This is a genomic window from Reyranella sp. (assembly GCF_965228225.1).
Lineage (GTDB): Bacteria > Pseudomonadota > Alphaproteobacteria > Reyranellales > Reyranellaceae > Reyranella.
Genome location: NZ_OZ245801.1, coordinates 3453110 through 3474296, shown reverse-complemented (window position 1 = coordinate 3474296; position 21187 = coordinate 3453110). Strand labels below are relative to the sequence as shown.

Below are 21187 nucleotides of genomic sequence, written 5' to 3'. Positions count from 1 at the left end.
GTCACGTTCATGCTGCTGGCTGCCGGTATCCGACGGGTCGTCGTCGTCATCCCCTGTCTCAATGAAGGCAAGCCGATTGCCGCCGTCGTCCGCGAGATCGTCGCGGCCGGCGCCGACGAGATCATCGTCGTCGACAATGGCTCGACCGACGACACCGCCGCGCAGGCCATTGCAGCGGGTGCGCGTGTCGTCAGCGAGTCGCGCCGCGGCTATGGCCAGGCCTGCGCCGCCGGTGTGGCGGCCGTGTCGCCCGACACCGACATCGTCTGCTTCATGGACGGCGACGGCAGCGACGTGCCGTCTTACCTGTCGTCGGTCGTGACGCCCCTGGCCTCCGGCGAGGCGGACTTTGTGATGGGCTCGCGTCTGCGTGGGGTGCGGGAGTCCGGCAGCATGACGCCGCAGCAGATCGTGGCGGGGAAGGTGGCCGAACTCCTGCTGCGCCTGACCTATGGCGTGCGGTTCACCGACATGTCGCCGTTCCGTGCGATGCGACTGGATGATTTGCGCACACTGGGCATGAGTGAGCGGACCTTTGGCTGGAATCTCGAGATGCAGATGCGCGTCGCCGCTTCGGGCATGCGGATTGTCGAGGTACCGGTCGACCATCGCTGCCGTCGCGGCGGCGTGTCCAAGGTGTCGGGCGATCTCGTCGCCGGCCTCAAGGCCGCCTGGGTGATCGCCCGCACCTTCCTGCGGCTGGCTGCGACGCTACGCGCCCAACGCCCTGCCGAAGTCGAAGAGGGAGCGAGATGAGGACGTTGCTGACCGGGGGGGCGGGCTTCATTGGCCAGCATGTGCTGCGCGAACTTCTGGCGCGCGGCCATGACGTGTGCGTGCTCGATTCGCTGCGCGAGGATGTCCACGGCGGCCGGCCCTGGACACCGCCGCCGGGCGTCGTGTTCGTGCACGGCGACGTGCGCGACGCCGCCGCCGTAGATCGTGCGCTGCAGGGCAGGGAGTCGGTGCTGCATCTCGCGGCCAAGGTCGGGCTCGGCGTCGATGTCGGAGATCTGCCCGATTACGCGTCGAGCAACGATGTCGGCACGGCGGTGCTGCTGGCCGGCATGGCGCGGGCGAAGGTCAATCGCCTGACGCTGGCGAGTTCTATGGTCGTCTATGGAGAGGGCGTCGGCGTCTGCGCCGCGCATGGCCCGGTCTCGCCCGCGCCGCGCCGCGAGGAGGCACTGGCAGCCGGGCAGTTCGAGCCGCCATGCCCGGTTTGCGGTACGCCGCTAGCGACCGGCTTGGTGAGTGAGGGCGCCCCGCTCGATCCACGCAACGCCTACGCCAGCAGCAAGGTCGCGCAGGAATACTATTCAGCCAACTGGGCACGTACGACCGGCGGCACCGTCGCGGCCATGCGCTATCACAACGTCTACGGGCCCGGCATGCCACGCAACACACCCTATGCCGGGGTCGCCGCGATCTTCACGTCGGCACTGCGCCAAGGGAAGGCGCCGCAGGTCTTCGAGGACGGCGGCCAGCGCCGCGACTTCGTGCACGTTCGCGACGTCGCCGCAGCCACGGTCGCCGCCTGCGAGAGGCACGAAATGGGCGTGCGGGCGTTCAATGTCGGCTCCGGCACGCCGCGCACCGTTGGCGAGATGGCCGGAGCGCTGGCCAGCGCGATGCAGGGCCCGACGCCGCAGCTCACCGGCCACTATCGTCTGGGTGATGTCCGGCACATCACCGCCGATTCTTCGCGCCTGCGCGCCGAGCTCGACTGGCGACCCCAGGTCGAGTTCGCGGCCGGCATGCAGGAGTTGGCAGCAAACGCATAGCACGGGCCTCCTGCTTTCGAGGCGATGACCAGACGTCAGGCGGCCTTGCGTCCTCGCGCCGACGGCTTCTTCTTGTTGGCGCCAGCGGCGGCGGCATAGCGTTCGGCGCGCTTGCGCTCGGGACCGTCGCCCTGGAGGCTTTTTCTCAGGGCTGCCATCAGGTCGACGACGCCGGAATCGGCTTCCTCGCGCACCGGCTTGCTCTTCACCGGCTTGCCCTTCTTCTTCTGCTCGATGAGGGCGCGTAGCGCGTCCTCGTAGCGATCGGTGAAATCGGCCGGGTCGAACTCGCCCGACTGCTGTGCCACGATCTTCTCGGCGATCTCCAGCATCTGCGCGTTGGGCTTGGGCAGGTCGGGATGGCCGATCTCGTCGAGCTGGCGCACTTCCTCGGCGGTACGCAAGGTGGTCAGCACCAGGCCGTCCTCCTCGATCTCGATGGCACAGACTCGCTCGCGCGTGCTCATGACGAGGCGGCCGATCGCCACCATGCCCTTGCGCTTCATCGCCTCGCGGATCACCGCGAAGGCCTCGATGCCGGTTTTACCCGACGGGACGAGATGGTACGGGGTGTCCCAGTAAAGCCGGTCAATCGTCTGGCGGGCGACGAACTTCTCGATGTCGATGATGCGAGTCGATTCAAGCTTCACGCTTTCGAAGTCTTCCTTGTCGAGCAGGACATATTCGTCCTTGGCGATCGCGAATCCTTTCACCAGGTCCGCGCGCGAGAGTTCCTCGCCTGTGCCGGCGTCGACCGTCTTCATCCTGATGCGGTTGTTGGTCTTCGGATTGATCAGGTTGAAGCGCACTGTCTCTGCCTCGGTCGTTGCCGACCACAGAGAGACAGGACAAGTCACCAGTGAAAGGCGGAGATGCCCTTCCCAGCTCGGTCGTGCAGCCATTTTGGTTCCCCTCACGTAGACCGATTCAACTGTGGGCGGCCTCTATTGTTGCGGCGCGCCATCGCCCGTCGGCGGATTTCGATCTGTGGTGGGCGTTCTGATTTTGATCTCACCACGGGTTGGGGGCCACGCCTTACCCGGCAAGGAATTCCACCGCGCTCACCTCTATCGCAGCGGTCGTTTCCCGCCCCGGTCGAACTTTGGAAATCCCGATCATTGTCTGCGCGTGTGTTCGGGCGCATTTCTGAAGCGTCGAAAGACCGCGGGATTTGAGGAGCAGCTTGCGCCGCGACACCAAGTGCTAAAGCGTCACGACGCGATCGTGGGCTCCGCTACAGGGATGATAGAGCGATGACCCAGGCCCCTGATTCGATTCGCCGCCAGCCTTGTCGACGCGGCATGTGCCGCTGAGCAGTCGGCTCGCCTGAGCCACCGACACCCACGCCAATTTCCCTTGAGACCAGCCGGCCAATCAAGGCCGGAAGAGCGGAGCCATGTCCGACCCCTTCATCGTCGAAATCTGGGGCGAGCCTGCCGGCATCGTCCTGCGCGAAGGCAACGCCTTTCGCTTCCATGCAACGGCTCGTCCGTTCTTCGAACTCGACGGCATCCAGTTCAGCACGCCTGGCCAAGCCCGGCTCGCGGCCGCCCGACTGTCGCGGCGGTCCGGTCGCGGCCCCATCCACCATTGATCGACGAGGCATAACCGTCATGACAACTCGACAGAGTTTCCTGCTGGCCTTCGCCATCGCGGCAGCCCTCATGTCCATCATCGTTGCCGTGCGTGCCCAGACACCTGCGGACGTCGTGCTGACCGACGTGTCCTACGATCCGACGCGTGAGCTCCCCAAGGGGCTCGACGCGGCTTTAGGCAAGACGGTCGCGCGATGAACGTCCCGGCGATCAGAACCAGAGCCAGATCGTCGAACAGGGGAGGCGGTCTCATGAGACTATTGCCGCTCCTGACGGCATTTCCGGGCACGCACCTGCCTCTGCTGGCGGAATGGGCAAGGCAATTCTCCAGCGCGTCAGATCCACTGGATCGCCTCGATGCGTTGCGACGCGCCCAGCGCCGCGCCGAAGCCGACATTCGCGCTGCCTTGAGCCGGCTTGCCGCGGAGTTCGAGGTACCCGGCAGCGACGTTGCCTGCGCGATGGCCAGTGTCCGCGACGCGCTGGACGAGCTCACAAGCGAGGTCGAGCGCGACCTGGCCTACGAGCTCGAGCAGCCTGACCAGTACTAGGTGCAATGTGAAGACTTCCAAGGAGGACGATGTCGGCAGGGTCCGGCCGACATCCGCCGAGTCTGTCGCCGCGCTGAGTCGCCGCCTGGGCGCGGCCGAGCCGCCCTCCATCCTGCGGACCATCATCGGCGAGGTCTTTGCGGGCCGTGTCGCCGTCGTCTCTTCCTTCGGCGCGGACTCCGCCGTCCTGCTGCAGTTGGTGGCCGAAGTCGATTCCGCGACCCCGGTGATTTTCGTCGACACAGGCCGGCATTTCCCGGAGACGATCGCGCATCGTGACCATCTCGTGCGCCACTTTGGGCTGCGCGACCTGCGCAGTGTCGGACCCTCGCCAGAGGAAGCCGCGCGTCTCGATGCAGATCTGAGCCGGGCAACCTGGGATCCGGACGGCTGCTGTGCCTTCCGCAAGGTTGCGCCCCTCGAGCGGGCTCTCGGGGGATTCGACGCCTGGATCACCGGTCGCAAGCGATTCCAGGCCGCGACGCGTCAGGCGATGCCGGTGTTCGAGATGGACGGGAGACACGTCAAGATCAACCCGCTGGCCGGGTGGAGCCAGACGGAAATCGACACCCATGCGAGCCGTCACCAGCTGCCGCCGCATCCCTTGGCCGGCCGCGGTTACCCGTCGATCGGCTGTGCGCCCTGCACGTCGCCGGTCCGCCTTGGCGAGGACCTGCGGGCCGGGCGGTGGCGCGGACTGGCGAAGACCGAATGCGGCATTCATCGATCCGCGGACGGCCTCGCGCGCTTGCCGTCGAGCTGAAGATCGCCCGGATACGCACGTGGGGCGGAACAATGACCCTCGAAAAGCATTGCATCGTTTCTGCAATGCAACCGAGGAGTCCACAATGCGCTCGCTGTTCACCGTTCCCGCCGTGTTACTCGTCTCGGCCGGGCTCGTTCTCCCGGCGATGGCCAAGGACCGGCCCGTGACGGATCAGGAGCGGACGAAGCTCGAGGAGGCGGTGAAGGCGGCGGGCTGCACGGGCGGCGAGATGGAGTTCGACGACGACAAGGCGACGGCGCACCCCGCCGGCAAGTTCGAGGTCGACGACGCAATGTGCGGCAACCAGAAGCACGACCTCGTGTTCGATACGGACTTCAAGATGCTCACGAAGAAGCCCGACTGACTGACCGAGCCTCAGCCTGGCAGGTCGTGCGGCAGCCAGGCCGAGGCAGCCTCCCGGGCGATGCGGGTGAAGTTGCGCACCAGGACGGACGCATTCCCGGTCCGCCATACGGCGACCACCGGCAAAGCCGGTGGTTTCTCCGAGATCGCCAGGCAGCGCAGGCCCGGCATGTTGAAACTTGTCACCGTCGAGGGGGAGAGCGCCACTCCCAGGCCGGCGTCGACGAAGCCGGCGACGGTATGGATCTGGTCGGCATACTGCGCGATGCGAGGTTCGAAGCCCACGCGTCGACACATTTCCATGACGCGAGCGTGGATCAGCGGCGAGCCCGAGCGGGAATACATGACAAAGGGTTCGGTCACGAGTTGCCGAATGCTGATCGTCTGGCGTTCGGCCAGCGGGTGAGCCGCGGGAACCAAAGCGAGAAATGGCTCGCGGATCAATGTCACCATCTGCAGCGCGCGACTGCTGATTGGCGGCCGCAGCAGGCCGACATCGATGATGCCATTCTCAAGGCACTTGACCTGGTCCGGATTGCGCATCTCACGCAATTCGAGTTCCACGTCCGGATAGGCGGCGCGAAAGCGGACCACGATCTCGGGGAGAATTGTGAAGGGGGTGGAGCGCACGAAACCGATGACGAGTCGCCCGGTTTCGCCCGTCCCCAGGCGCCGGACGTCGGCCTCGGCCTGTTCTGCCCCGTCCAGAAGGCGCCGAGCGCGCTCATAGAGCAACAGGCCTGCTTGGGTGACTTCGAATTTCTTCTGGCTTCTGTTGAGCAGGACGACCCCGAGTTCGCGCTCCAGCTTTTGGATCTGACGGGTGAGGGGCGGCTGTGCGATACCCAGCGAGGCGGCGGCGCGCCCGAAGTGCCCTTCGCGGACGACGGCGCTGAAGTAGCGGAGCGTTTTGAGGTCCATGATCGATACTCTAGCGGTATCAATAAAGACCTCCAACGATATTGGACGCATTGTCCGAATGGGGGCAACGTCGGGTTGCAGGTCGGAGACTGGGCCGAATGCAGTCCGCCGCTTGTTCGAACGCCGCGGGGGCCAGCCGGACAAATGTTCCTGATGTGGTCCGGCAAGTGTTGCCAAGCGTATTGAGGAACTGGGATGGAGCCGGCCGGTTGCATTGCTGGTGAGGCTCACGGTCCCGTGAACATTGTGGAAGAGAAGTCAGATGGCAAAGTCACATCCCGTCGATGCGCATGTCGGTGTCCGCATGCGCCAGCGGCGCACCCTGCTCGGCATGAGCCAGACCAAGCTGGGAGATGCGGTCGGTCTTACGTTCCAGCAGGTCCAGAAGTATGAACGCGGCTCCAATCGCGTGGGTTCGAGCCGCCTTTTCGAGTTCTCCAAAGCGCTGGACGTGCCGGTCTCGTACTTCTTCGACGAGATGCCGGGAAATGTCCTGTCTGGACGCCCGATGGCGGGCAAGGTCAAGAAGGGCAGCGGTTTCGGTGAGGCCGGGACGCCATTTGCGACCGAGAAGGACCCGCTGATCAAGCGCGAGACGCTGGAGCTGGTGCGCGCCTACTACAAGATTCGCGACGAGCCGTTGCGCCGCCGCATCTACGAGCTGGTCAAGAGCATGGGCGAGGCCAGCCATGCCGGCCGTGCGGTAAAGAAGAAGTAGTCACTGCCGATCATTCCTCTCCTCCGGGCGGAGGAGAGGAACTGCGTTCGATCTCATGCCGCCAGAAGGTGCTCCGCGATCTGCACGGCATTGAGCGCGGCGCCCTTCAGGAGCTGATCTCCCGCGACGAACAGCGAGATCGAGTGGCCGGTGGGATCGCCGAGATCCTGGCGGATACGCCCGACGAGGATATCGTCCTGCTGGCTGGCGTCGCGTGGCGTCGGAAACACGTTGCGCTCGCGATCGTCGACGATGCGCACGCCGGGCGCATTGGCGAGCAGCGCCCGCACCCGGACCTCGTCGATGGGACGCTCGCACTCGAAGGTGACAGCGGCGGCATGGGCCCGCAGCACCGGCACGCGTACGCAGGTCGCCGATAGCCGCAGCTCCTCGTCGCCGTAGATCTTGCGGGTTTCGCGCATCACCTTGGTCTCTTCGTCATTGTAGCCGGTCGCGGGATCGATCGCGGTATTGTGGCTGAAGAGATTGAAGGCGTAGGGATGCGGCAGCACCTTCGGCTTGAAGCCGCGACCGTCGAGATAGGCGCGCGTGGAGTCCGCCAGCTCGTCCATCGCTGCCGCGCCGGCGCCCGAGGCGGCCTGGTAGGTGGCGATGTTCATGCGCCGGATGCGATTGTGCTGGTGGATCGGCCAGAGCGGCGTGATGGCGATGATCGCCGCGCAGTTGGGATTGGCCACGATGCCCTTGTGATTGGCGATGGCGCCGGCATTGATCTCGGGAATCACCAGCGGCACCTCGGGATCCATCCGGAAGGCCGAGGAATTGTCGACCACGATGGCGCCGGCTGCGACGGCGATGGGGGCGTACCGCTTCGAGATACCTCCGCCGGCGGAAAACAGGGCGATGTCGACGCCGTCGAAGCTCTTGTCTGTCAGTTCCTGGACAACCAGGGCCTTGCCGTCGAACGACAGCTCGCGGCCCGCCGAGCGGGCGGAGGCGAGCAGGCGCAACTCCTTCACCGGAAAGCGGCGCTCGGCAAGACAGCGCAGGAATTCGATGCCGACGGCGCCGGTCGCGCCGACGATCGCGATTGTGAGGGGGGCTCCGGCAAGAGGTCTCGATGGCATGTCTGTCTCCTTCGTTGAAGCCGGGAGACGGACGCCAGGAAAGACAAAGGCCCCGTCCGAACCGGCGGGGCCTGTGAGGTCATCCTATGTCACGTTCGACTCTACGCGCACGTCCTCGCCGGCCCACCGAAGGTGGTCGTTTTGGTGGTCGTGGTCGTTTTGGTCGCGAAACGCAGCATGGGGACGATATAGGGCGAAGGCCGGGCGGCTGTAAAGGCCGCGCCGGTCACGCGTCAGTTCGGGCGCAGGAACGGCTTGTCGCCGCAGACCGTGACCCTGTGGCCGTACCGGCGATGCGGGAAGTAATCGAACATCGCATGGTGCTGGACGCAGCGATTGTCCCAGAAGGCCACGGAGTTGGGCTGCCATTTGAAGCGGCACTGGAACTCCGGCGTCTCGATGTGGCGGTAGAGCATATCGAGCAGCGCGTCGCTCTCGTGGCGCTTTAGCTGCGGGATGCGCAGGGTGAAGCCGCGATTGACGTAGAGGCTCTGCCGGCCGGTCACCGGATGGGTGCGCACGACCGGATGCTCGGCGTTGGGAAACTTGATGTCGTCGCGATCCGTAGCCTTGACGCGATAGTAGTGGGCCTTGGAACTGTCGTGCAGCGCGGTCAGCCCGTGCAGCAACTGCTTGATCGGCTCGGAGAGCGTGTCGTAGGCGCGGTACATGTTGGCGAACAGCGTGTCGCCACCGCCCTCGGGTGGGACCTCGGTGAGATGGAGGATCGAGCCCATCGGCGGCTCGAGGTCGCACGATACATCGCTGTGCCATTCCTCGCCCGCGACATGCTTCGAGTTCTCGTCGGCCTTGATCACCAGGATCTCGGGATGCTCGGCGAAGGCGATGGGCGCGTTGGGGTGCACGTGCAGCGGTCCGAAGCGCCGGCCGAACTCCTTATGCTGCTCGATCGACATCTTCTGGTCGCGGAAGAAGATCACCAGGTTGTCCATCAAGGCGTCATGCACCTCCTGGAACTGCTGGTTGCCGAGCGGCTTGCCGAGATCGACGCCGAAAATCTCAGCCCCGATGGATGGGGTCAGCTTGCGGACTTCGATCGACTGATAGGCCATTTGGGTTTCCTCCGTTATCTGGCTTCGTTGAGAAGCAGGATACGCCTGACTAGACTGCGGACGCGATGAGGATCGATGTCGATCACTATCTGGTGCTGGGCGTGCCGTGGACCGCGGACGCGGCGACGGTCCGTGCCGCCTATGTGGCATTGGCCAAGCGCTATCATCCCGACGTCGCGACGGGGAATCCAGAGCTTGCCGCCATCAATTTTCGCCAGATCGCCGATGCCTATCGGACGCTTTCCGAGCCGGAAAGCCGCGCGCGCTACGATGCCAAGGTGCGTGCGGCTCTCGACGCCGCCCGGGCCGCCCGGTCGCGTGTCCCGCGACGGGCGGGGCCGATGCCTGCTTCCCTGCCGCATGCGCACGCGGCGGCCCGGCGTCGATCGCTGACGGTCGTTGCCGTGGTAGTGCTGGCCTTCCTTGGTCTCGGCGGCTATCTCGCCACGCGCGCGAGGTGGGATGGGACGTCGGACGCGATGTTGGCACGGTCGGCGCTGCCTTCCGAATCACAAGTGCCGTCCAAGCTGAAGCCCAGGCCGCTCCCGCCGGTCGACCAGCCGAGTCAGTTCGGCCGGGCGTCCTTTCCGGGGTTGGTGCCCATCGGCGGCGTGGCGGGGGGTCGCTCCTCCGTTCCGCAGCCCGCGCCGGCCGAAGTCGCGGACGGCCAGTCGGCCTGTGTGGCCGACGATGGCGTCAGATTCGCCCTCATCAACCGCGGCGGCGAGCCCACGGTGATCTACAACGGCGTGCAGCCGGTGCGCGCTTCCGTTCAGTTTGCCGACCGCAATCTGGTGGTGCTGACCGGCATCGTGCCGGGCGACACGGTCACGATCGTGGTTCGGCGTGGCCAGCAGCACGGCACGCAAGTCTATTACGCCAACCCAGCGGGCGCGATCGTCCAGAGGCTGGGCGCGCGGTGCGAGGGACAGGCGTACTGACCGAGGACGGTCGGTCGCTCTACTTCTTCTGCAGACTCTCGAGCGTCGGGAGGCGGTAGCGGTCCTCCGGATCGTTCCAGCCCTTGAAGTTGGGCCTGCGCTTCTCGGCGAAGGCGGCGCGCGATTCCATCAGGTCGCTCTTGGCGCCATGTTCGTGCAGGACCTCGGCGAGGCGCTGCATATCGGGACCCGGCGCCGGGCGCATCTGCCGCATCATGTGAACCGTGTTCACACGCGAGGCTGGCGGCAGCGTCAGCAGGTGCTCGGCCATCGACATCGCCGTCGGCATGAGTTCGGCCGCCTCGACCAGCCGGTTGACGAAGCCGATCTCGTAGAAGCGCTGTGCGGTGAAGCGGAAGCCCAACGCCATCTCCATCGCCACCGGATAGGGAAGGTTGGCGATATGGCCGTGATTGTAGCCGCCGAGGAGCCAGCGCTTGGCCTCGGAGACCTCGAAGACAGCCTCGCGCACGGCGACGCGCAGGTCGGTGCGCTCGACCAGCATGAAGCCGCCGCCCATGGCGAAGCCATTGATCGCGGCGATGACCGGCTTCTCGAGCTTGCCCGACATGAACGGGTCCTCGATCTCGGGACGGCGGCCGCCCGGCGCACCATCCTTCAGCGACTCCTTCATGTCCTCGCCGGCGCAGAAGCCACGGCCGGCGCCGGTGAAGATCGCGACTTCCAGCTCCCGGCTGGCGCGGAATTCGTTCCACGCCACGGACAGTTCCGTCCGCATCTCGTGATTGAGCGCATTCAGCCGATCGGGCCGGTTCATCCGCACGACGAAGATCTGCCCGTGCTTCTCGGTTTCGACGACAGCCATGTATGCTCCTATCCGTACAGTGAGGCGGTTGGCTCAGCGGCGTTCGAAGTCGATGCGCTCGTCGAACGGCAGGCCGAGCAGGTGACGGCGCAGGCAGTCGAGCGCCAGCTCGGTCGCGCCGATACGCACCCAGTCGCGGCCACCGACGAGACGGGCCTGGCGCGTCACCGCGCCGGCGGCGTCGGCGAGACCGATGCAGATCGTGCCGCCCATGTCGGGACGGTCGGCGCCTTCGTCGGTTTCCAGCAGCACGACCAGCGCGTGGCTGGCGCCACTCGAAGCGCGCAGCGCCTTTGCGACGACGGCTGCCTGGTCGGGCGAGACCGCGGTGGCACCCAGTTCAACAAGATCGCGCGCAATGGTGGCGCGGCGGAACGCCCGCTCGGCCCCGGGGAGAGGCGCAATGCGGGCGGCGAGATGGCCGCCGGTCAAGGTCTCGGCAATCGCGAGGGTCGATCCGGTCGCGAGCAGCCTGCCCAGGATCACGCCTTCGATGGTCTGGTCGTCCTCGGCGACGATGAAATTGCCGAGCCGCCGGCGCACCTCGGCCTCAGCCGGGGCAAGCAGGGCGGACAATGCCGTCTCGTCGTCGGCGCGCAGGGCGAGCTTGGTTTCGAGTTGAGGATAGTGCGCCTGGAAGCCGAGCTTGATGCCGCCGTCGGCCTTGAACACGTCCATGTCGCCCAGCATCTGGTCGGCGCGCGACTCGCCGATCCCGAACGTATGGAAGCGCTTCAGCCGCGTGACGCCCATGAGGCCGCTCATCGCCAGCAGGCGCGGCAGCACCTGCTCGTCGAGCATGCGTCGCATCTCGCGCGGCACACCGGGGGTGAAGAAGAAGCGTGCCTTGCCGATGGTGACGGCGAAGCCGCAGGCGGTGCCGATCGGATTGTCGATCAGCTCGGCATTGGCCGGCAGCATCGCCTGCTTCCTGTTGTTGGGCGGCATGACCCGTCCGCGCCGCGCATAGGATTCCTCCATGCGCGTCATCCAGTGGTCGCTCAGAACCAGCTCGACGCCGCAGGCCTGGGCGGCGACCTCCTGCGAGAGATCGTCGACCGTGGGCCCCAGCCCGCCGTTGACGATCACCGCATCGGCCCGCGTGCCGGCCTCGTGGAAGGCCTTCAGCAGGCTCTCGCGGTCATCGCCGACCGTGGTGCCCCAGTGCACGCCCAGCCCGACCTCGACGAGGCGGCGGGCGATGTGGCTGTAATTGGTGTTGATGGTCTTGCCGGTGAGGATCTCGTCGCCGGTACAGAGGATTTCGACTCGCATTCGCGGGAGTATCGGCGAAGGCCGCCTCTCACGCCAGCGACGTTCTGATCTCCAGGCCGTTCTTCAGGGTGAGCGTCACCGGCGTCCGTTCGGCGATGTCGGCCATGCGCTTCTTCTGCTCGTCGTCGACCGTGCCCTCGATCGTAAGCACCCGGTCGATGCGCTGCTTGTCGCCATCGCGGCTGAAATGGATGTCGGCATGAACCGCCGTCACCGGCCACTGCTTGCGCTCGGCATACATGCGGAGCGTGATGACGGTGCAGGCGCCCAGCGCCGAAGTGAGGAGATCGTAGGGGGCGGGGCCGGCATCCGTGCCGCCGAGTTCAGGGCCTTCGTCGGCCGTCAGCTTATGATGGCCGCCATGGCCGGTCGTGATGGTGGTCGCGTAGTTCGTCGTACCGATGCTTGCTTTCGCGTGTGCCATGTCGCCGTCCCCTGCCGATGCTGGAGGGCCCGTTGCCGGGCCCTCGCATCAGTCTAGCGACGCTTGCGGCTGGACGCTGCCTTCTTGGCGGCCTTCTTCACAACCTTCTTGGCGGCAGTCTTGGTCTTCGCCTTCGCAACGACCTTCTTCACCGCCTTCTTCTTCGCAACCTTCTTCTTCGCAGCCATCTATATCTCCCTGTTCAGGTCACGGAGCGGCGCACGACGCACCGCTCCTGAGTTGCATCTAGATCACGATTCTTATCCCTGTCACGCATTCTTCGCGTGATTTTATCGTCCCGATGTGAGTCATGTGGTCGCTGAGCGACGCTTCGGCGGGCAATGCCGCGAGCAAACCGCCTGCGGTTTGCGGATCGAACAGCAGCGGAATCTTCGCATGACCGGACACGCGGTCGAGCCCTTCGATGAGATGGCGCGCGCGCAAATTCGCGGGCTGTAGCGAACTCATGAAGCCTTTCGCGAACAGTTCGATGGCGCCCGGAAGCACCGGCAGGGAATCGAGATGCAGCTCGACGCTGACGTCGCCGCTGGCGCGCAGCATCTCGGCGAGATGACCGGCGAGGCCGAAGCCCGTCACGTCGGTGCAGGCATGCGCACCTGCTGCCACCAACGCACGTGCAGCATCGCCCGATGGCATGCGCATCGACGCGAGTGCGCTCTCGATCCAGCGCGCCTTCGCCATGCCGCGCATCGCGGCCGCGAAGATCACGCCGGTGCCAAGCGGTTTCGTCAGTACAAGTTTGTCGCCCGGCTGCAGCCCGCCCTTGCGAAGCGCTTGCGACGTGACGACGAGTCCATTCACCGAGAAGCCCAGTGCCGCCTCGGGCCCTTCGCCCGAATGGCCGCCGATCAGCGCGCAGCCCGCGCCGTCGAGGATGCGCCGCGCGCCGGACAGCATCTGAAAGAGGTCTTCCTCCATCAGCCGTTCGGCCGCCGCCGGCACGACCGCCAGGGCGAGCGCGCTGTGCGGCCTGGCACCCATCGCCCAGACGTCGCCCAGGGCGTGCACGGCGGCGACTTCGCCGAAGATGAAGGGATCGTCGATGAAGGTGCGGAAGAAATCGACCGATTGCACCAGCGCCTGGCCCGCCGGCACCTCGATCATCGCGGCATCGTCGGGAACGTCGAGGCCGATCGAGACATTGGCGCCAGGAGACGGACCGAGCCGCGCCAGCACGCGATCGAGCACGCCGGCGCCCACCTTGGCGCCGCAACCGCCACAGCGCATGCCGATATCGGCCAGCAGGCGCTTGCCCTCGGCATCGGCCAGAGCCGGATCGGGCGGCGCAGTGTGTGCGGCCGAGGTCATCGGCGTCGCCGGCGGCTCGCGATACATGCGCATCCATTTGCGGTCGATATGGTCCTTCCACCGCCACACCCACGAGCCCTCGAAGGCCCAGGGGCCCCGCGTCGCCACGGCGTTGCCGTCGCCGGTGCCGAGGATCGAGAGGTAGCGGCGCTGCGGCGTGAAGGGTTCTAACGTCTGCCCCAGCAGCGCACGGCGCAGGTTGGTGGCAAGCGGCGGCCCGTGGCGCACGGCAAAGACACCGGCCTTGGGACGCGGATGGGCGGTCACGCTGGCGCAGTCGCCCGCGGCGAACACCAGAGGATCGCGGCTCGAGGCCAGGGTCGGTTCGACCGCGAAGAAGCCGCGTTCATCGAGGGGCAGGCCTGTGCCGGCGAACCAGGCCGCGGCGCTGGCCTGCGTCACCACGAACACCTCGTCGACCGGCAGACGTTCGCCGGTTTCGAGATGAACCGCGTCGGCATCGATGCGCGTCGTGGCGGCATTCTCGATCAACCGCACGCCGCGGCGTGCGAAGATGGCGCGCATGCGTCGCCGCGCTGCCACCGCCTGGCCGGACAGGATCTCGCCCTTGGTGGCAAGCATGACGGAGACCTCGGCGTTGCGTGCGACCTGGCGCAGCCGATGGTCGATGGCCAGCGCCAGCTCGACGCCGCCGGCGCCGCCGCCGATCACGGCGATGCGCAGCGCGCCCTGCCAGTCCTTGACCCGTTCGAGGAATCCCAGCCAGCGTTGCCCTAGTTCGGCGATCGGCTTCACCGGCGTCGCATGCTCGGCTGCGCCGGCAATCGCACCCATGCTGGGCGAGGAGCCGACGTCGAGCGACACGAGATCGTAGGAGACCGGCGGACGATCCTTCAGCAGCACCTGCCGGTTGGCGCGATCGAGCCCGATCGCCTCGGCATGGATGAGGCGTGCGCCGGTCCAGGCGCACAGGCGCGCGAGATCGATGTGGCACTCGTCGAACGAATAGGCGCCGGCCACGAAGCCCGGGATCATGCCGGAATAGGGCGTCTCGATGTCCCGGCCGATCAGGGTGAGCCGCACGCCCGGCATCGGCTTCATGCCGAAGCTCTTCACGACATGGACATGCGAATGACCGCCGCCCACGAGCACGAGATCCTTGAGGAGGGGCGCGGGTTGCATCGTCTTTCCTTTAGCGCATTGGCCGGAGGCACGATCCCGCCGTCGCTCGCGCACTGCAATCTATTAGTAGTGTTCGAAAAAATTGTAATGTATATCAATTGATTAGGGGCGCTTGTTCCCCTGATTTCGGAGCCGCACCTGCATGGCCGTCTCTTCCGGCCTCACCGTTTCCCCTGATTTTCCCGAGGACGGTTACGCGCACGTCGCGCAACCGCGCTCGGCATGGTCGCTGTCCTGGCCGCTGGTGCTGGGGCTGCTCCTCTTCATCTGTCTCGCCAATGGCAGCGGCCTGCCGTTGCTCGCCGATCCCGACACCCATTGGCACATCGCGGTCGGCAACTGGATGCTGGCCAAGGGCGCGGTGCCGACGGTCGATCCATTTTCCTTCTCCTTCGCGGGCCAGCCGTGGATCGCCAAGGAGTGGCTGTCGCAGCTCCTGATGTCGGTCGCGTTCAAATTCGGCGGCTGGGGTGGCGTCACCGTGCTGGCCGCGGGCGCGCTCGCCGTGTCATTCGCGCTGATGCTGCGGCTCCTGCTGCGCGATTTGCGACCCTTGCCGGCAGCGGTGTTCGTGCTGGCCGCCATCGCGATGACCCTGCCGCACTTCCTCGCGCGGCCGGCCGTGCTTGCCTTTCCGTTCATGCTGGTCTGGATGGCGGGCCTCGTGCGCGCCGTCGAGGAGCGCCGTGCGCCCGCGCCGCTGCTGCTGCTCGTCATGCTGCTGTGGGCCAACCTGCACGGCAGTTTCATCATGGGGCTGCTGCTGGGCGTCGCCTTCGCGGTCGAGGCCGTGGTCGGCGCGCGCGATGCCGCCGAGCGCAAGGTATTGCTCTCCGGCTGGGCCAAGTTCGGCGTCGCCTCGTTCCTCGCAGCCTGCATCACGCCCTACGGCCCCGAATCGATCTGGGTGACGCTGCGAATTTTCGCCCTCGACGACACGCTGGCCTTCATCGCGGAATGGAAGTCGCCCGACTTCCAGAAGGCGCCGCTGCAGGAACTGGTGCTTCTGATCGCCCTCTATGCCGCCCTGTCGCGCGGCCTGAAGCTGCCGCTGCTGCGGCTCCTGATCGTGCTCGGCCTGCTGCACCTCTATCTGCGCTACGCCTTCAATGCCGAGCTGCTGGCCATGCTCGCGCCGTTGGCGCTGGCACCGCTGCTGGCGCGTCAGTGGCCGGCGCTGCGGCCCGACCCCGCCGCGGGTCGCGACGGTTCGCTCCCCGGCCAGGCCGCCGCGCTGGCACTGCCGGCCGGGCGCGCCGCTGCCGTCATGGGGGTCGGATGCTGCGCGCTGATCGGGCTCGGCCTCGTACGCTATGGCGGCATCGTGCCGCCGCTCTCGACCATGCCCTCGACCGCGATGGCCTATGTGAAGCAGGCGGGCCTCGGCGGCCGCGTGCTCAACCACTATGTGTTCGGCGGCTATCTCATCCATGCCGGCGTGCCGACCTTCATCGACGGCCGCGGCGAACTCTATGGTCGCGATTTCATCCGGCGCTATGCCGACACGATCGGCCTGCGCGGCGGCGAGCCGCTGGAGCAGCTGCTCGAACGCAACCGCATCGACTGGACCTTCATGCCGCCCGACCAGCCGGCGAACCGCCTGCTGGCCCGCCTGCCGGGCTGGCGCCAGGCCTATGCCGACGAAGCGGCGGTGATCTTCGTGCGCGAGCACTGACCGCGTCAGCGCCAGTCGATCGGATTTAGATCGAGATAGACCAGAAACCCGTAGACGAGGATCGCCGGCAAGGCCGTGACGCCGGACAGGGCGATCGCGATCCTCTTCCTGCCACGACGCTCAAGTGCGAGGGCGCCGGCGGTAGTTCCGGCCAGGAGCGCCATCGCAACGACACAGCTCAGAATCTCCAGGACCATCACGCCGTCATGGATGAGCATCTCGAGCACGAGCCATCCGAGGCCGAGGATGCCCGCGATGTTCACTGCAGCAAGCCCGGCAACGAAGATGTCGGGCGTATCCCGTTCCAGGCCCGGCCCGAACTTCAGCAGGAGAGCGAATGCCGTGATGCCGGCGGCGAGGACGATGAGGAGAGGTGACATTCTCCGACGCTACCCTCCGCGCCTGATCCAGGTAAGCCGCATCGCCGGACGCAAGCGCGCGCGCTGCCGCTTGTGCGGGGATCGGGCGACGCTTATAGAGTCGGCTAATGCGAACCATTCGCAAAATGCGCTTCGATGCCACCCGCTGACTCCGCGCTGGCGATCTATATCGAGCACCGCAGCGATCTGCTGAACTATGCCAGCGGGATCGTGCGCGACCGTGCGAGTGCCGAGGACGTGGTCCAGGAAGCGTGGCTGCGCTTTGCCGCGCGGGCGCGCGACGGCGAACATATCGCCCAGCCGACCAACTATCTCTACGCGATCGTCCGCAATCTGGCGCTCGACTGGCTGAGCCGCGCCTCGCGCAACGCCCCGCAGGCGGTCTCGGAGAGCATCCTCGAGAGTGTGGCCTCCGACGCGCCCTCCGCAGAAAGCGTACTTTACTATCGCGACGAGCTGCGCGTGCTGGAAGGGCTGGTCTCCGAGCTTCCCGAGCGCACCCAGATCGCCTTCAGGATGTACCGGGTGGAGCGGCGCCCCCTGAAGGAAGTCGCCGAACGGCTGGGGGTTTCGATCCCCCGCGCCCACAAGATGGTGCAGGACGCGGTCCTCCACTGCACGCTCCGGATCAATGGGCCGGAAGAGTGAATGGGCATTTCAATGGCGGCGCATTAAAACTCCGCGATGCCAGCCGTCTAGTGAGGGAGCCACGCGTCCGTCGCGTGTCGCCATCGAGGAGCCACGGGTCTTGAACTCAGCGCCAGGCAAGAGCCAGCCTCTACGGGCCGAGGTCGTGGAGTGGCTGATGCGGCTCGACGCGGCGCCGCAGGATGCGACCCTGCGCGCGCAGTTCGAGGCATGGCTCGCAGAGAGCGACAGGCACCGCGCGGCCTATGCCATCGTGGAGCCGGTCTGGCGTCTGTCGTCGGACATTGCCCCCGCGGCCGCGCCTGATACCGTCGTATCCATCGCGGACGTCCGGCGCCCGAGGCGTCCATGGCGTCGGGCCGTCGGCGTCACAATGGGAGCGATCGCGGCAGGCGTTGCATTGGTCTTTCTGCCGGCAATCCAGCTTCACCTGCGTGCCGACCATCTGACCGGCGTCGCCGAGCAACGCGATGTCACCCTCGATGATGGCAGCAGGGTTGCCCTCGATGCCGGCAGTGCCATTGCCGTGCGCTACGTCGCGTCCCGGCGCGAGGTCGAGCTGCTCTCCGGCCAGGCCTTCTTCGAGGTCACGCCGAACCGGGAGCGTCCCTTCGTGGTGACCGCCGACGGGGTCACCGTGACGGTCACGGGTACCGCCTTCAGCGTCGCCACGGCCGCAAGCGGAGTCACCGTCGCCGTCCAGGCGGGCAGCGTCGACGTGGCGGAGGGCGCCGGCGTGGCCAGTGGCCTGAGCCGTGGCGATCGGCTCCAGATCAGCCGCGGAGGCAAGATCGCAAGAGGGCAGGTGGCGGCCGAAGATGTCGCCTCATGGCGTGATCGTCGCCTCGTCGTCTACGACATGCCCGTCCGCGAAGTCGTCGAGCAACTCGGGCGCTATCGCCACGGCGCCATCGTGTTCCGCGACGCCGCCATCGCCGATCGTCTCGTCACCGGCATGATCGACTTGCGCCGCCCCAACGAGGCCCTGCAGGCGCTGGTCGACCTGCAGCAAGGGTCGATGATCGAGATCACGCCGTATCTGTCGGTCATCTCTTCGCGTTGATCTGCATCTCCGGTCGCGCCGGTGTCCGCGAATATTTTGGGCGCGCTCGTTAATTCGGACGGAGCCGCGCCGTCGTTCCCCCGAGGGTCGGCTGTGTCGGTCCTCCAGTGTCACCCGTGGTCCCGCCGGCACGGTCTTCGGGGGAGTGTGCCTTGGCTTCGTTTTCAGGCGTGCCGTGCGTTGCGGCCTTGTCGTTCGCAACCATGCTCTCGTTTGCCGCGGTGGGAAGCGGCCCGGCGATCGCTCAGACCGAGCCTTTGCCACCGAGCCCGCTGCTCGCGCAGAACGCCGCGATCGACTTCAACATTCCCGCCCAGCCGCTGGGAACGGCGCTGACCGCCTTCGGCCGCCAGACCGGAATCCAGGTCCTGGTCGATTCCGCTTCGGTGTCGGGCAAGACGAGCACGGCTGTCTCGGGTGCGATGACAGCTCCCCAAGCCCTGCAGCAATTACTCGGCGGTACGGGCGTCCCCCATCGCTTCAGCTCGCCGACCGCCGTCACGGTGGGAAGCGGAGGGCCGGCAGGGTCCGGTGCCCTGCAGCTCGATCCTGTGCAGGTGCAGGGTGTTTTCCCCGTGCCGTCGCAGGCGATGATCGACAATCTTCCGCCGGCCTATGCGGGCGGGCAGGTCGCCACGGGCGGCCAGCTTGGTTTGCTCGGCAATCGCGACGTCATGAGCACGCCGTTCAATCAGACCAGCTACACGGCCAAGAAGGTCCAGGACCAGCAGGCCAAGACCGTGCGCGAGGCGCTGATCGACGACCCGTCGGTGCGTGCCTCGACGCCCAGCGGCAGCCTGGCATTCGAGAACGTGTACATCCGCGGCTTTACCTCGGGCAGCGATCAGGTCACCTATGGCGGCCTGTACGGCATGGCGCCGACCTTTTCCGCCATGCCCGAATTCGCCGAGCGGGTTGAGGTGCTGAAGGGCCCGAGCGCCATGCTGAACGGTATGCCGTCCTCGATGGGCGGCACGATCAACCTCGTGCCCAAGCGTGCGCCCGACGCCGGCCTGACGCAGCTCACGGCGAGCTACCTCTCGTCGGCACAGTTCGGCGCCCATGCCGACGTCGCACGGCGATTCGGCGAAGACAAGCAGTTCGGCGTGCGCTTCAACGGCGTGTTCAGGGCCGGCCAGACGGACGTTCAATGGAACAGCGACCAGCGCGCGCTGGCTTCGCTGGGGCTCGATTATCGCGGCGAACGCGTGCGGCTGTCGGCCGATTTCGGCTACCAGTACCAATATGTCGGCGGGCTGACGCCCTACCTTGGGGTCGCCAACGGCATCCCAATCCCGTGGGCGCCCAATGTGCGCAACAACCCCGGCGCCCAGCCCTGGAACTTCAAGGAGATCGCCGACACGTTCGGCGTCGTGCGTGGCGAGGTCGACATCACAGAGCAGGTCACCGCCTATGCCGCCTTCGGCATGCACGACGTCCGCTATCGCGACATGCTCGGAACGTCGTCGCTGATCGTCAACAACATCAACGGCAACGCCAATGCCGGCTCCTATGCGTCGCGCACCTACAACACTTACCTGACGGCGGAAGCCGGCCTACGCGCGCTCGTCGACACCGGTCCGGTCAATCATGCGATGGCCTTCACGGCGACGACCTATGCAACCGAGAACGGCTACGGGGATGCCGGCGGGCCGGCCTATGCGACCAACCTCTACAATCCCAACATCATTGCGCGGCCCAACATCATCAGCCAGTGGCCGAACAAGGCGAGCTCGGCCGGCTACCAGAGCCTGGGATTCGCCGACACCCTGTCGGGTGCCGACAAGCGCATCCAGCTCACCGTCGGCGCGCGCCTGCAGCAGGTGACCTCGGCCAATTACAATCTGGTCAGCGGTGTGAAGACGTCGGAATACAATCAGAGTGCGCTGAGCCCGTCGGTGGCGCTGGTGCTCAAGCCGCTGCACAACGTGTCGGTCTACGGCAACTGGATCCAGGGGCTGCGTCAGGGCACCATCGTCGGCACCAACTATACCAACGCTGGCGAGATCCTGCCGCCCTTCAAGACCAACCAGTACGAGGCCGGCATCAAGGTCGACTGGGGCCGCTTCACGACCACGGCCAGCCTGTTCCAGATCACGCAGCCCAGCCTTATCACCAACGTCGCCGCCAACACGCTCACCCTTGCCGGCGAGCAGCGCAACCAGGGACTCGAACTCAACTTCTTCGGCGAGGTCACAGAGGGCGTGCGCGTCCTGGGCGGCGTGATGTTTCTCAACGCCGTGCTGGCCAAGACCCAGGGTGGATTGACGAACGGCTGGACCGCGCCGTTCTCGCCGTCGACCCAGATCAATGTCTCGGGCGAGTGGGACCTTCCGTGGCTGCCGGGCTTCACTCTGAACGGCCGCATGGTCTACACGAGCGCGCAATACATCGATACGACGACCCCGCGCCGCATGCTGGCGGACTGGGTACGGTTCGATCTCGGCGCACGCTACGCCTTCGACAATCCCGCCGCGACGGGCAAGCGGCTGGTCGCCCGCTTCAATGTCGAGAACGTGGCGGACGCCAACTATTGGGCCGGCGGCGGAGGCGCCACCACGCTCTTCCTCGGCGCGCCCCGGACCTTCCGCCTGGCGCTGACGGCCGACTTCTAGGGGGATGGG

23 protein-coding genes are annotated in these 21187 nt (G+C 66.4%); 13 read left to right on the top strand and 10 right to left on the bottom strand.

From position 1 onward, the window contains the following. Positions 1 to 9 precede the first annotated feature (9 nt). The gene (locus tag ACO07K_RS16835; protein ID WP_422029778.1) at positions 10 to 756 is read left to right on the top strand and encodes a glycosyltransferase family 2 protein; all 747 of its coding nucleotides are present in this window, start codon (positions 10 to 12) and stop codon (positions 754 to 756) included. Next, positions 753 to 1784 carry an NAD-dependent epimerase/dehydratase family protein gene (locus ACO07K_RS16830; RefSeq protein WP_422029776.1) on the top strand — a complete coding sequence of 344 codons (1032 nt, stop codon included), beginning with the start codon at positions 753 to 755 and terminating at the stop codon, positions 1782 to 1784. The genes ACO07K_RS16835 and ACO07K_RS16830 overlap by 4 nt, the downstream gene beginning before the upstream one ends. 35 nt (positions 1785 to 1819) lie before the next feature. Here the strand turns inward: ACO07K_RS16830 and ACO07K_RS16825 are convergent, their stop codons facing one another. Further along, positions 1820 to 2686 carry a Ku protein gene (locus tag ACO07K_RS16825; RefSeq protein WP_422029774.1) on the bottom strand — a complete coding sequence of 289 codons (867 nt, stop codon included), beginning with the start codon at positions 2684 to 2686 and terminating at the stop codon, positions 1820 to 1822. A gap of 494 nt (positions 2687 to 3180) precedes the next feature. Here ACO07K_RS16825 and ACO07K_RS16820 point away from each other — a divergent pair, with 494 nt between their 5' ends. The 5 genes from ACO07K_RS16820 to ACO07K_RS16800 all read left to right on the top strand — a co-directional run bounded on the left by ACO07K_RS16820 (position 3181) and on the right by ACO07K_RS16800 (position 5060). After that, on the top strand, positions 3181 to 3378 hold the full coding sequence (locus ACO07K_RS16820) for a hypothetical protein (RefSeq protein ID WP_422029772.1): 198 nt from the start codon (positions 3181 to 3183) through the stop codon (positions 3376 to 3378). A gap of 19 nt (positions 3379 to 3397) precedes the next feature. Continuing rightward, positions 3398 to 3577 carry a hypothetical protein gene (locus tag ACO07K_RS16815; protein WP_422029770.1) on the top strand — a complete coding sequence of 60 codons (180 nt, stop codon included), beginning with the start codon at positions 3398 to 3400 and terminating at the stop codon, positions 3575 to 3577. 53 nt (positions 3578 to 3630) lie between these two features. Then, positions 3631 to 3930: a hypothetical protein gene (locus tag ACO07K_RS16810; RefSeq protein WP_422029768.1), complete on the top strand. Its 300-nt coding sequence runs from the start codon at positions 3631 to 3633 to the stop codon at positions 3928 to 3930. A gap of 7 nt (positions 3931 to 3937) precedes the next feature. Further along, positions 3938 to 4693: a phosphoadenylyl-sulfate reductase gene (locus ACO07K_RS16805; protein ID WP_422029766.1), complete on the top strand. Its 756-nt coding sequence runs from the start codon at positions 3938 to 3940 to the stop codon at positions 4691 to 4693. A gap of 85 nt (positions 4694 to 4778) precedes the next feature. Further along, positions 4779 to 5060, top strand: coding sequence for a hypothetical protein (locus ACO07K_RS16800; RefSeq protein WP_422029764.1), 282 nt, complete (start codon positions 4779 to 4781; stop codon positions 5058 to 5060). 11 nt (positions 5061 to 5071) lie between these two features. On the opposite strand, the gene ACO07K_RS16795 is transcribed toward ACO07K_RS16800, so the two are convergent. Next, on the bottom strand, positions 5072 to 5980 hold the full coding sequence (locus ACO07K_RS16795; protein ID WP_422029762.1) for a LysR family transcriptional regulator: 909 nt from the start codon (positions 5978 to 5980) through the stop codon (positions 5072 to 5074). Positions 5981 to 6242: 262 nt separating this feature from the next. On the opposite strand from ACO07K_RS16795, the gene ACO07K_RS16790 reads away from it, so the two are divergent. After that, complete coding sequence (locus ACO07K_RS16790) at positions 6243 to 6698, top strand: helix-turn-helix domain-containing protein (protein WP_422029760.1); 456 nt, start codon at positions 6243 to 6245, stop codon at positions 6696 to 6698. Positions 6699 to 6751: 53 nt separating this feature from the next. Here ACO07K_RS16790 and ACO07K_RS16785 read toward each other — a convergent pair whose 3' ends face one another. Together ACO07K_RS16785 and ACO07K_RS16780 are read right to left on the bottom strand one after the other, a co-directional pair. Then, a complete protein-coding gene (locus tag ACO07K_RS16785) occupies positions 6752 to 7786 on the bottom strand; it encodes an aspartate-semialdehyde dehydrogenase (protein WP_422029758.1) in 1035 nt (344 codons plus the stop codon). Between the two features lie 233 nt (positions 7787 to 8019). Beyond that, entirely contained in the window at positions 8020 to 8859 is an 840-nt protein-coding gene (locus ACO07K_RS16780; protein ID WP_422029756.1) for a TauD/TfdA dioxygenase family protein, read from the bottom strand. A gap of 65 nt (positions 8860 to 8924) precedes the next feature. On the opposite strand from ACO07K_RS16780, the gene ACO07K_RS16775 reads away from it, so the two are divergent. Next, the gene (locus ACO07K_RS16775) at positions 8925 to 9800 is read left to right on the top strand and encodes a J domain-containing protein (protein ID WP_422029754.1); all 876 of its coding nucleotides are present in this window, start codon (positions 8925 to 8927) and stop codon (positions 9798 to 9800) included. 19 nt (positions 9801 to 9819) lie between these two features. Here ACO07K_RS16775 and ACO07K_RS16770 read toward each other — a convergent pair whose 3' ends face one another. The 5 genes from ACO07K_RS16770 to selD are packed head-to-tail and all read right to left on the bottom strand — an operon-like array spanning position 9820 to position 14797. Continuing rightward, positions 9820 to 10626: an enoyl-CoA hydratase/isomerase family protein gene (locus ACO07K_RS16770; protein WP_422029752.1), complete on the bottom strand. Its 807-nt coding sequence runs from the start codon at positions 10624 to 10626 to the stop codon at positions 9820 to 9822. A 33-nt stretch (positions 10627 to 10659) separates the two neighbouring features. Further along, positions 10660 to 11901 (bottom strand): CinA family nicotinamide mononucleotide deamidase-related protein, encoded by a 1242-nt coding sequence (locus tag ACO07K_RS16765; RefSeq protein WP_422029750.1) that lies wholly within the window; start codon positions 11899 to 11901, stop codon positions 10660 to 10662. Between the two features lie 28 nt (positions 11902 to 11929). Next, positions 11930 to 12325, bottom strand: a complete 396-nt coding sequence (locus ACO07K_RS16760) for an OsmC family protein (protein ID WP_422029748.1) — start codon at positions 12323 to 12325, stop codon at positions 11930 to 11932. 53 nt (positions 12326 to 12378) lie between these two features. Further along, positions 12379 to 12513 (bottom strand): hypothetical protein, encoded by a 135-nt coding sequence (locus tag ACO07K_RS16755; RefSeq protein ID WP_298304601.1) that lies wholly within the window; start codon positions 12511 to 12513, stop codon positions 12379 to 12381. A gap of 58 nt (positions 12514 to 12571) precedes the next feature. Next, a complete protein-coding gene (gene selD / locus ACO07K_RS16750) occupies positions 12572 to 14797 on the bottom strand; it encodes a selenide, water dikinase SelD (protein ID WP_422029746.1) in 2226 nt (741 codons plus the stop codon). Positions 14798 to 14939: 142 nt separating this feature from the next. Here selD and ACO07K_RS16745 point away from each other — a divergent pair, with 142 nt between their 5' ends. Continuing rightward, positions 14940 to 16472 carry a hypothetical protein gene (locus tag ACO07K_RS16745; RefSeq protein ID WP_422029744.1) on the top strand — a complete coding sequence of 511 codons (1533 nt, stop codon included), beginning with the start codon at positions 14940 to 14942 and terminating at the stop codon, positions 16470 to 16472. 5 nt (positions 16473 to 16477) lie between these two features. Here the strand turns inward: ACO07K_RS16745 and ACO07K_RS16740 are convergent, their stop codons facing one another. Continuing rightward, positions 16478 to 16852 carry a hypothetical protein gene (locus tag ACO07K_RS16740; RefSeq protein ID WP_422029742.1) on the bottom strand — a complete coding sequence of 125 codons (375 nt, stop codon included), beginning with the start codon at positions 16850 to 16852 and terminating at the stop codon, positions 16478 to 16480. 135 nt (positions 16853 to 16987) lie between these two features. On the opposite strand from ACO07K_RS16740, the gene ACO07K_RS16735 reads away from it, so the two are divergent. From ACO07K_RS16735 to ACO07K_RS16725, 3 genes are all read left to right on the top strand, one after another. Continuing rightward, on the top strand, positions 16988 to 17500 hold the full coding sequence (locus ACO07K_RS16735) for a sigma-70 family RNA polymerase sigma factor (protein ID WP_422011920.1): 513 nt from the start codon (positions 16988 to 16990) through the stop codon (positions 17498 to 17500). Next, on the top strand, positions 17484 to 18563 hold the full coding sequence (locus tag ACO07K_RS16730; protein WP_422029740.1) for a FecR family protein: 1080 nt from the start codon (positions 17484 to 17486) through the stop codon (positions 18561 to 18563). Before ACO07K_RS16735 ends, ACO07K_RS16730 begins: the two co-directional genes overlap by 17 nt. 152 nt (positions 18564 to 18715) lie before the next feature. Further along, positions 18716 to 21178, top strand: a complete 2463-nt coding sequence (locus tag ACO07K_RS16725; RefSeq protein WP_422029738.1) for a TonB-dependent siderophore receptor — start codon at positions 18716 to 18718, stop codon at positions 21176 to 21178. Positions 21179 to 21187 lie beyond the last annotated feature (9 nt).

Coding starts and splice junctions, on each gene's coding strand:
- ACO07K_RS16830 (WP_422029776.1), top strand. CDS start 753: ATGAGGACGTTGCTGACCGGGGGGGCGGGCTTCATTGGCCAGCATGTG.
- ACO07K_RS16745 (WP_422029744.1), top strand. CDS start 14,940: ATGGCCGTCTCTTCCGGCCTCACCGTTTCCCCTGATTTTCCCGAGGAC.
- ACO07K_RS16765 (WP_422029750.1), bottom strand. CDS start 11,901: ATGCGAGTCGAAATCCTCTGTACCGGCGACGAGATCCTCACCGGCAAG.
- ACO07K_RS16755 (WP_298304601.1), bottom strand. CDS start 12,513: ATGGCTGCGAAGAAGAAGGTTGCGAAGAAGAAGGCGGTGAAGAAGGTC.
- ACO07K_RS16835 (WP_422029778.1), top strand. CDS start 10: ATGCTGCTGGCTGCCGGTATCCGACGGGTCGTCGTCGTCATCCCCTGT.
- ACO07K_RS16820 (WP_422029772.1), top strand. CDS start 3,181: ATGTCCGACCCCTTCATCGTCGAAATCTGGGGCGAGCCTGCCGGCATC.
- ACO07K_RS16825 (WP_422029774.1), bottom strand. CDS start 2,686: ATGGCTGCACGACCGAGCTGGGAAGGGCATCTCCGCCTTTCACTGGTG.
- selD (WP_422029746.1), bottom strand. CDS start 14,797: ATGCAACCCGCGCCCCTCCTCAAGGATCTCGTGCTCGTGGGCGGCGGT.
- ACO07K_RS16760 (WP_422029748.1), bottom strand. CDS start 12,325: ATGGCACACGCGAAAGCAAGCATCGGTACGACGAACTACGCGACCACC.
- ACO07K_RS16780 (WP_422029756.1), bottom strand. CDS start 8,859: ATGGCCTATCAGTCGATCGAAGTCCGCAAGCTGACCCCATCCATCGGG.
- ACO07K_RS16785 (WP_422029758.1), bottom strand. CDS start 7,786: ATGCCATCGAGACCTCTTGCCGGAGCCCCCCTCACAATCGCGATCGTC.
- ACO07K_RS16730 (WP_422029740.1), top strand. CDS start 17,484: ATGGGCCGGAAGAGTGAATGGGCATTTCAATGGCGGCGCATTAAAACT.
- ACO07K_RS16810 (WP_422029768.1), top strand. CDS start 3,631: ATGAGACTATTGCCGCTCCTGACGGCATTTCCGGGCACGCACCTGCCT.
- ACO07K_RS16815 (WP_422029770.1), top strand. CDS start 3,398: ATGACAACTCGACAGAGTTTCCTGCTGGCCTTCGCCATCGCGGCAGCC.
- ACO07K_RS16740 (WP_422029742.1), bottom strand. CDS start 16,852: ATGTCACCTCTCCTCATCGTCCTCGCCGCCGGCATCACGGCATTCGCT.
- ACO07K_RS16770 (WP_422029752.1), bottom strand. CDS start 10,626: ATGGCTGTCGTCGAAACCGAGAAGCACGGGCAGATCTTCGTCGTGCGG.
- ACO07K_RS16800 (WP_422029764.1), top strand. CDS start 4,779: ATGCGCTCGCTGTTCACCGTTCCCGCCGTGTTACTCGTCTCGGCCGGG.
- ACO07K_RS16775 (WP_422029754.1), top strand. CDS start 8,925: ATGAGGATCGATGTCGATCACTATCTGGTGCTGGGCGTGCCGTGGACC.
- ACO07K_RS16790 (WP_422029760.1), top strand. CDS start 6,243: ATGGCAAAGTCACATCCCGTCGATGCGCATGTCGGTGTCCGCATGCGC.
- ACO07K_RS16735 (WP_422011920.1), top strand. CDS start 16,988: ATGCCACCCGCTGACTCCGCGCTGGCGATCTATATCGAGCACCGCAGC.
- ACO07K_RS16795 (WP_422029762.1), bottom strand. CDS start 5,980: ATGGACCTCAAAACGCTCCGCTACTTCAGCGCCGTCGTCCGCGAAGGG.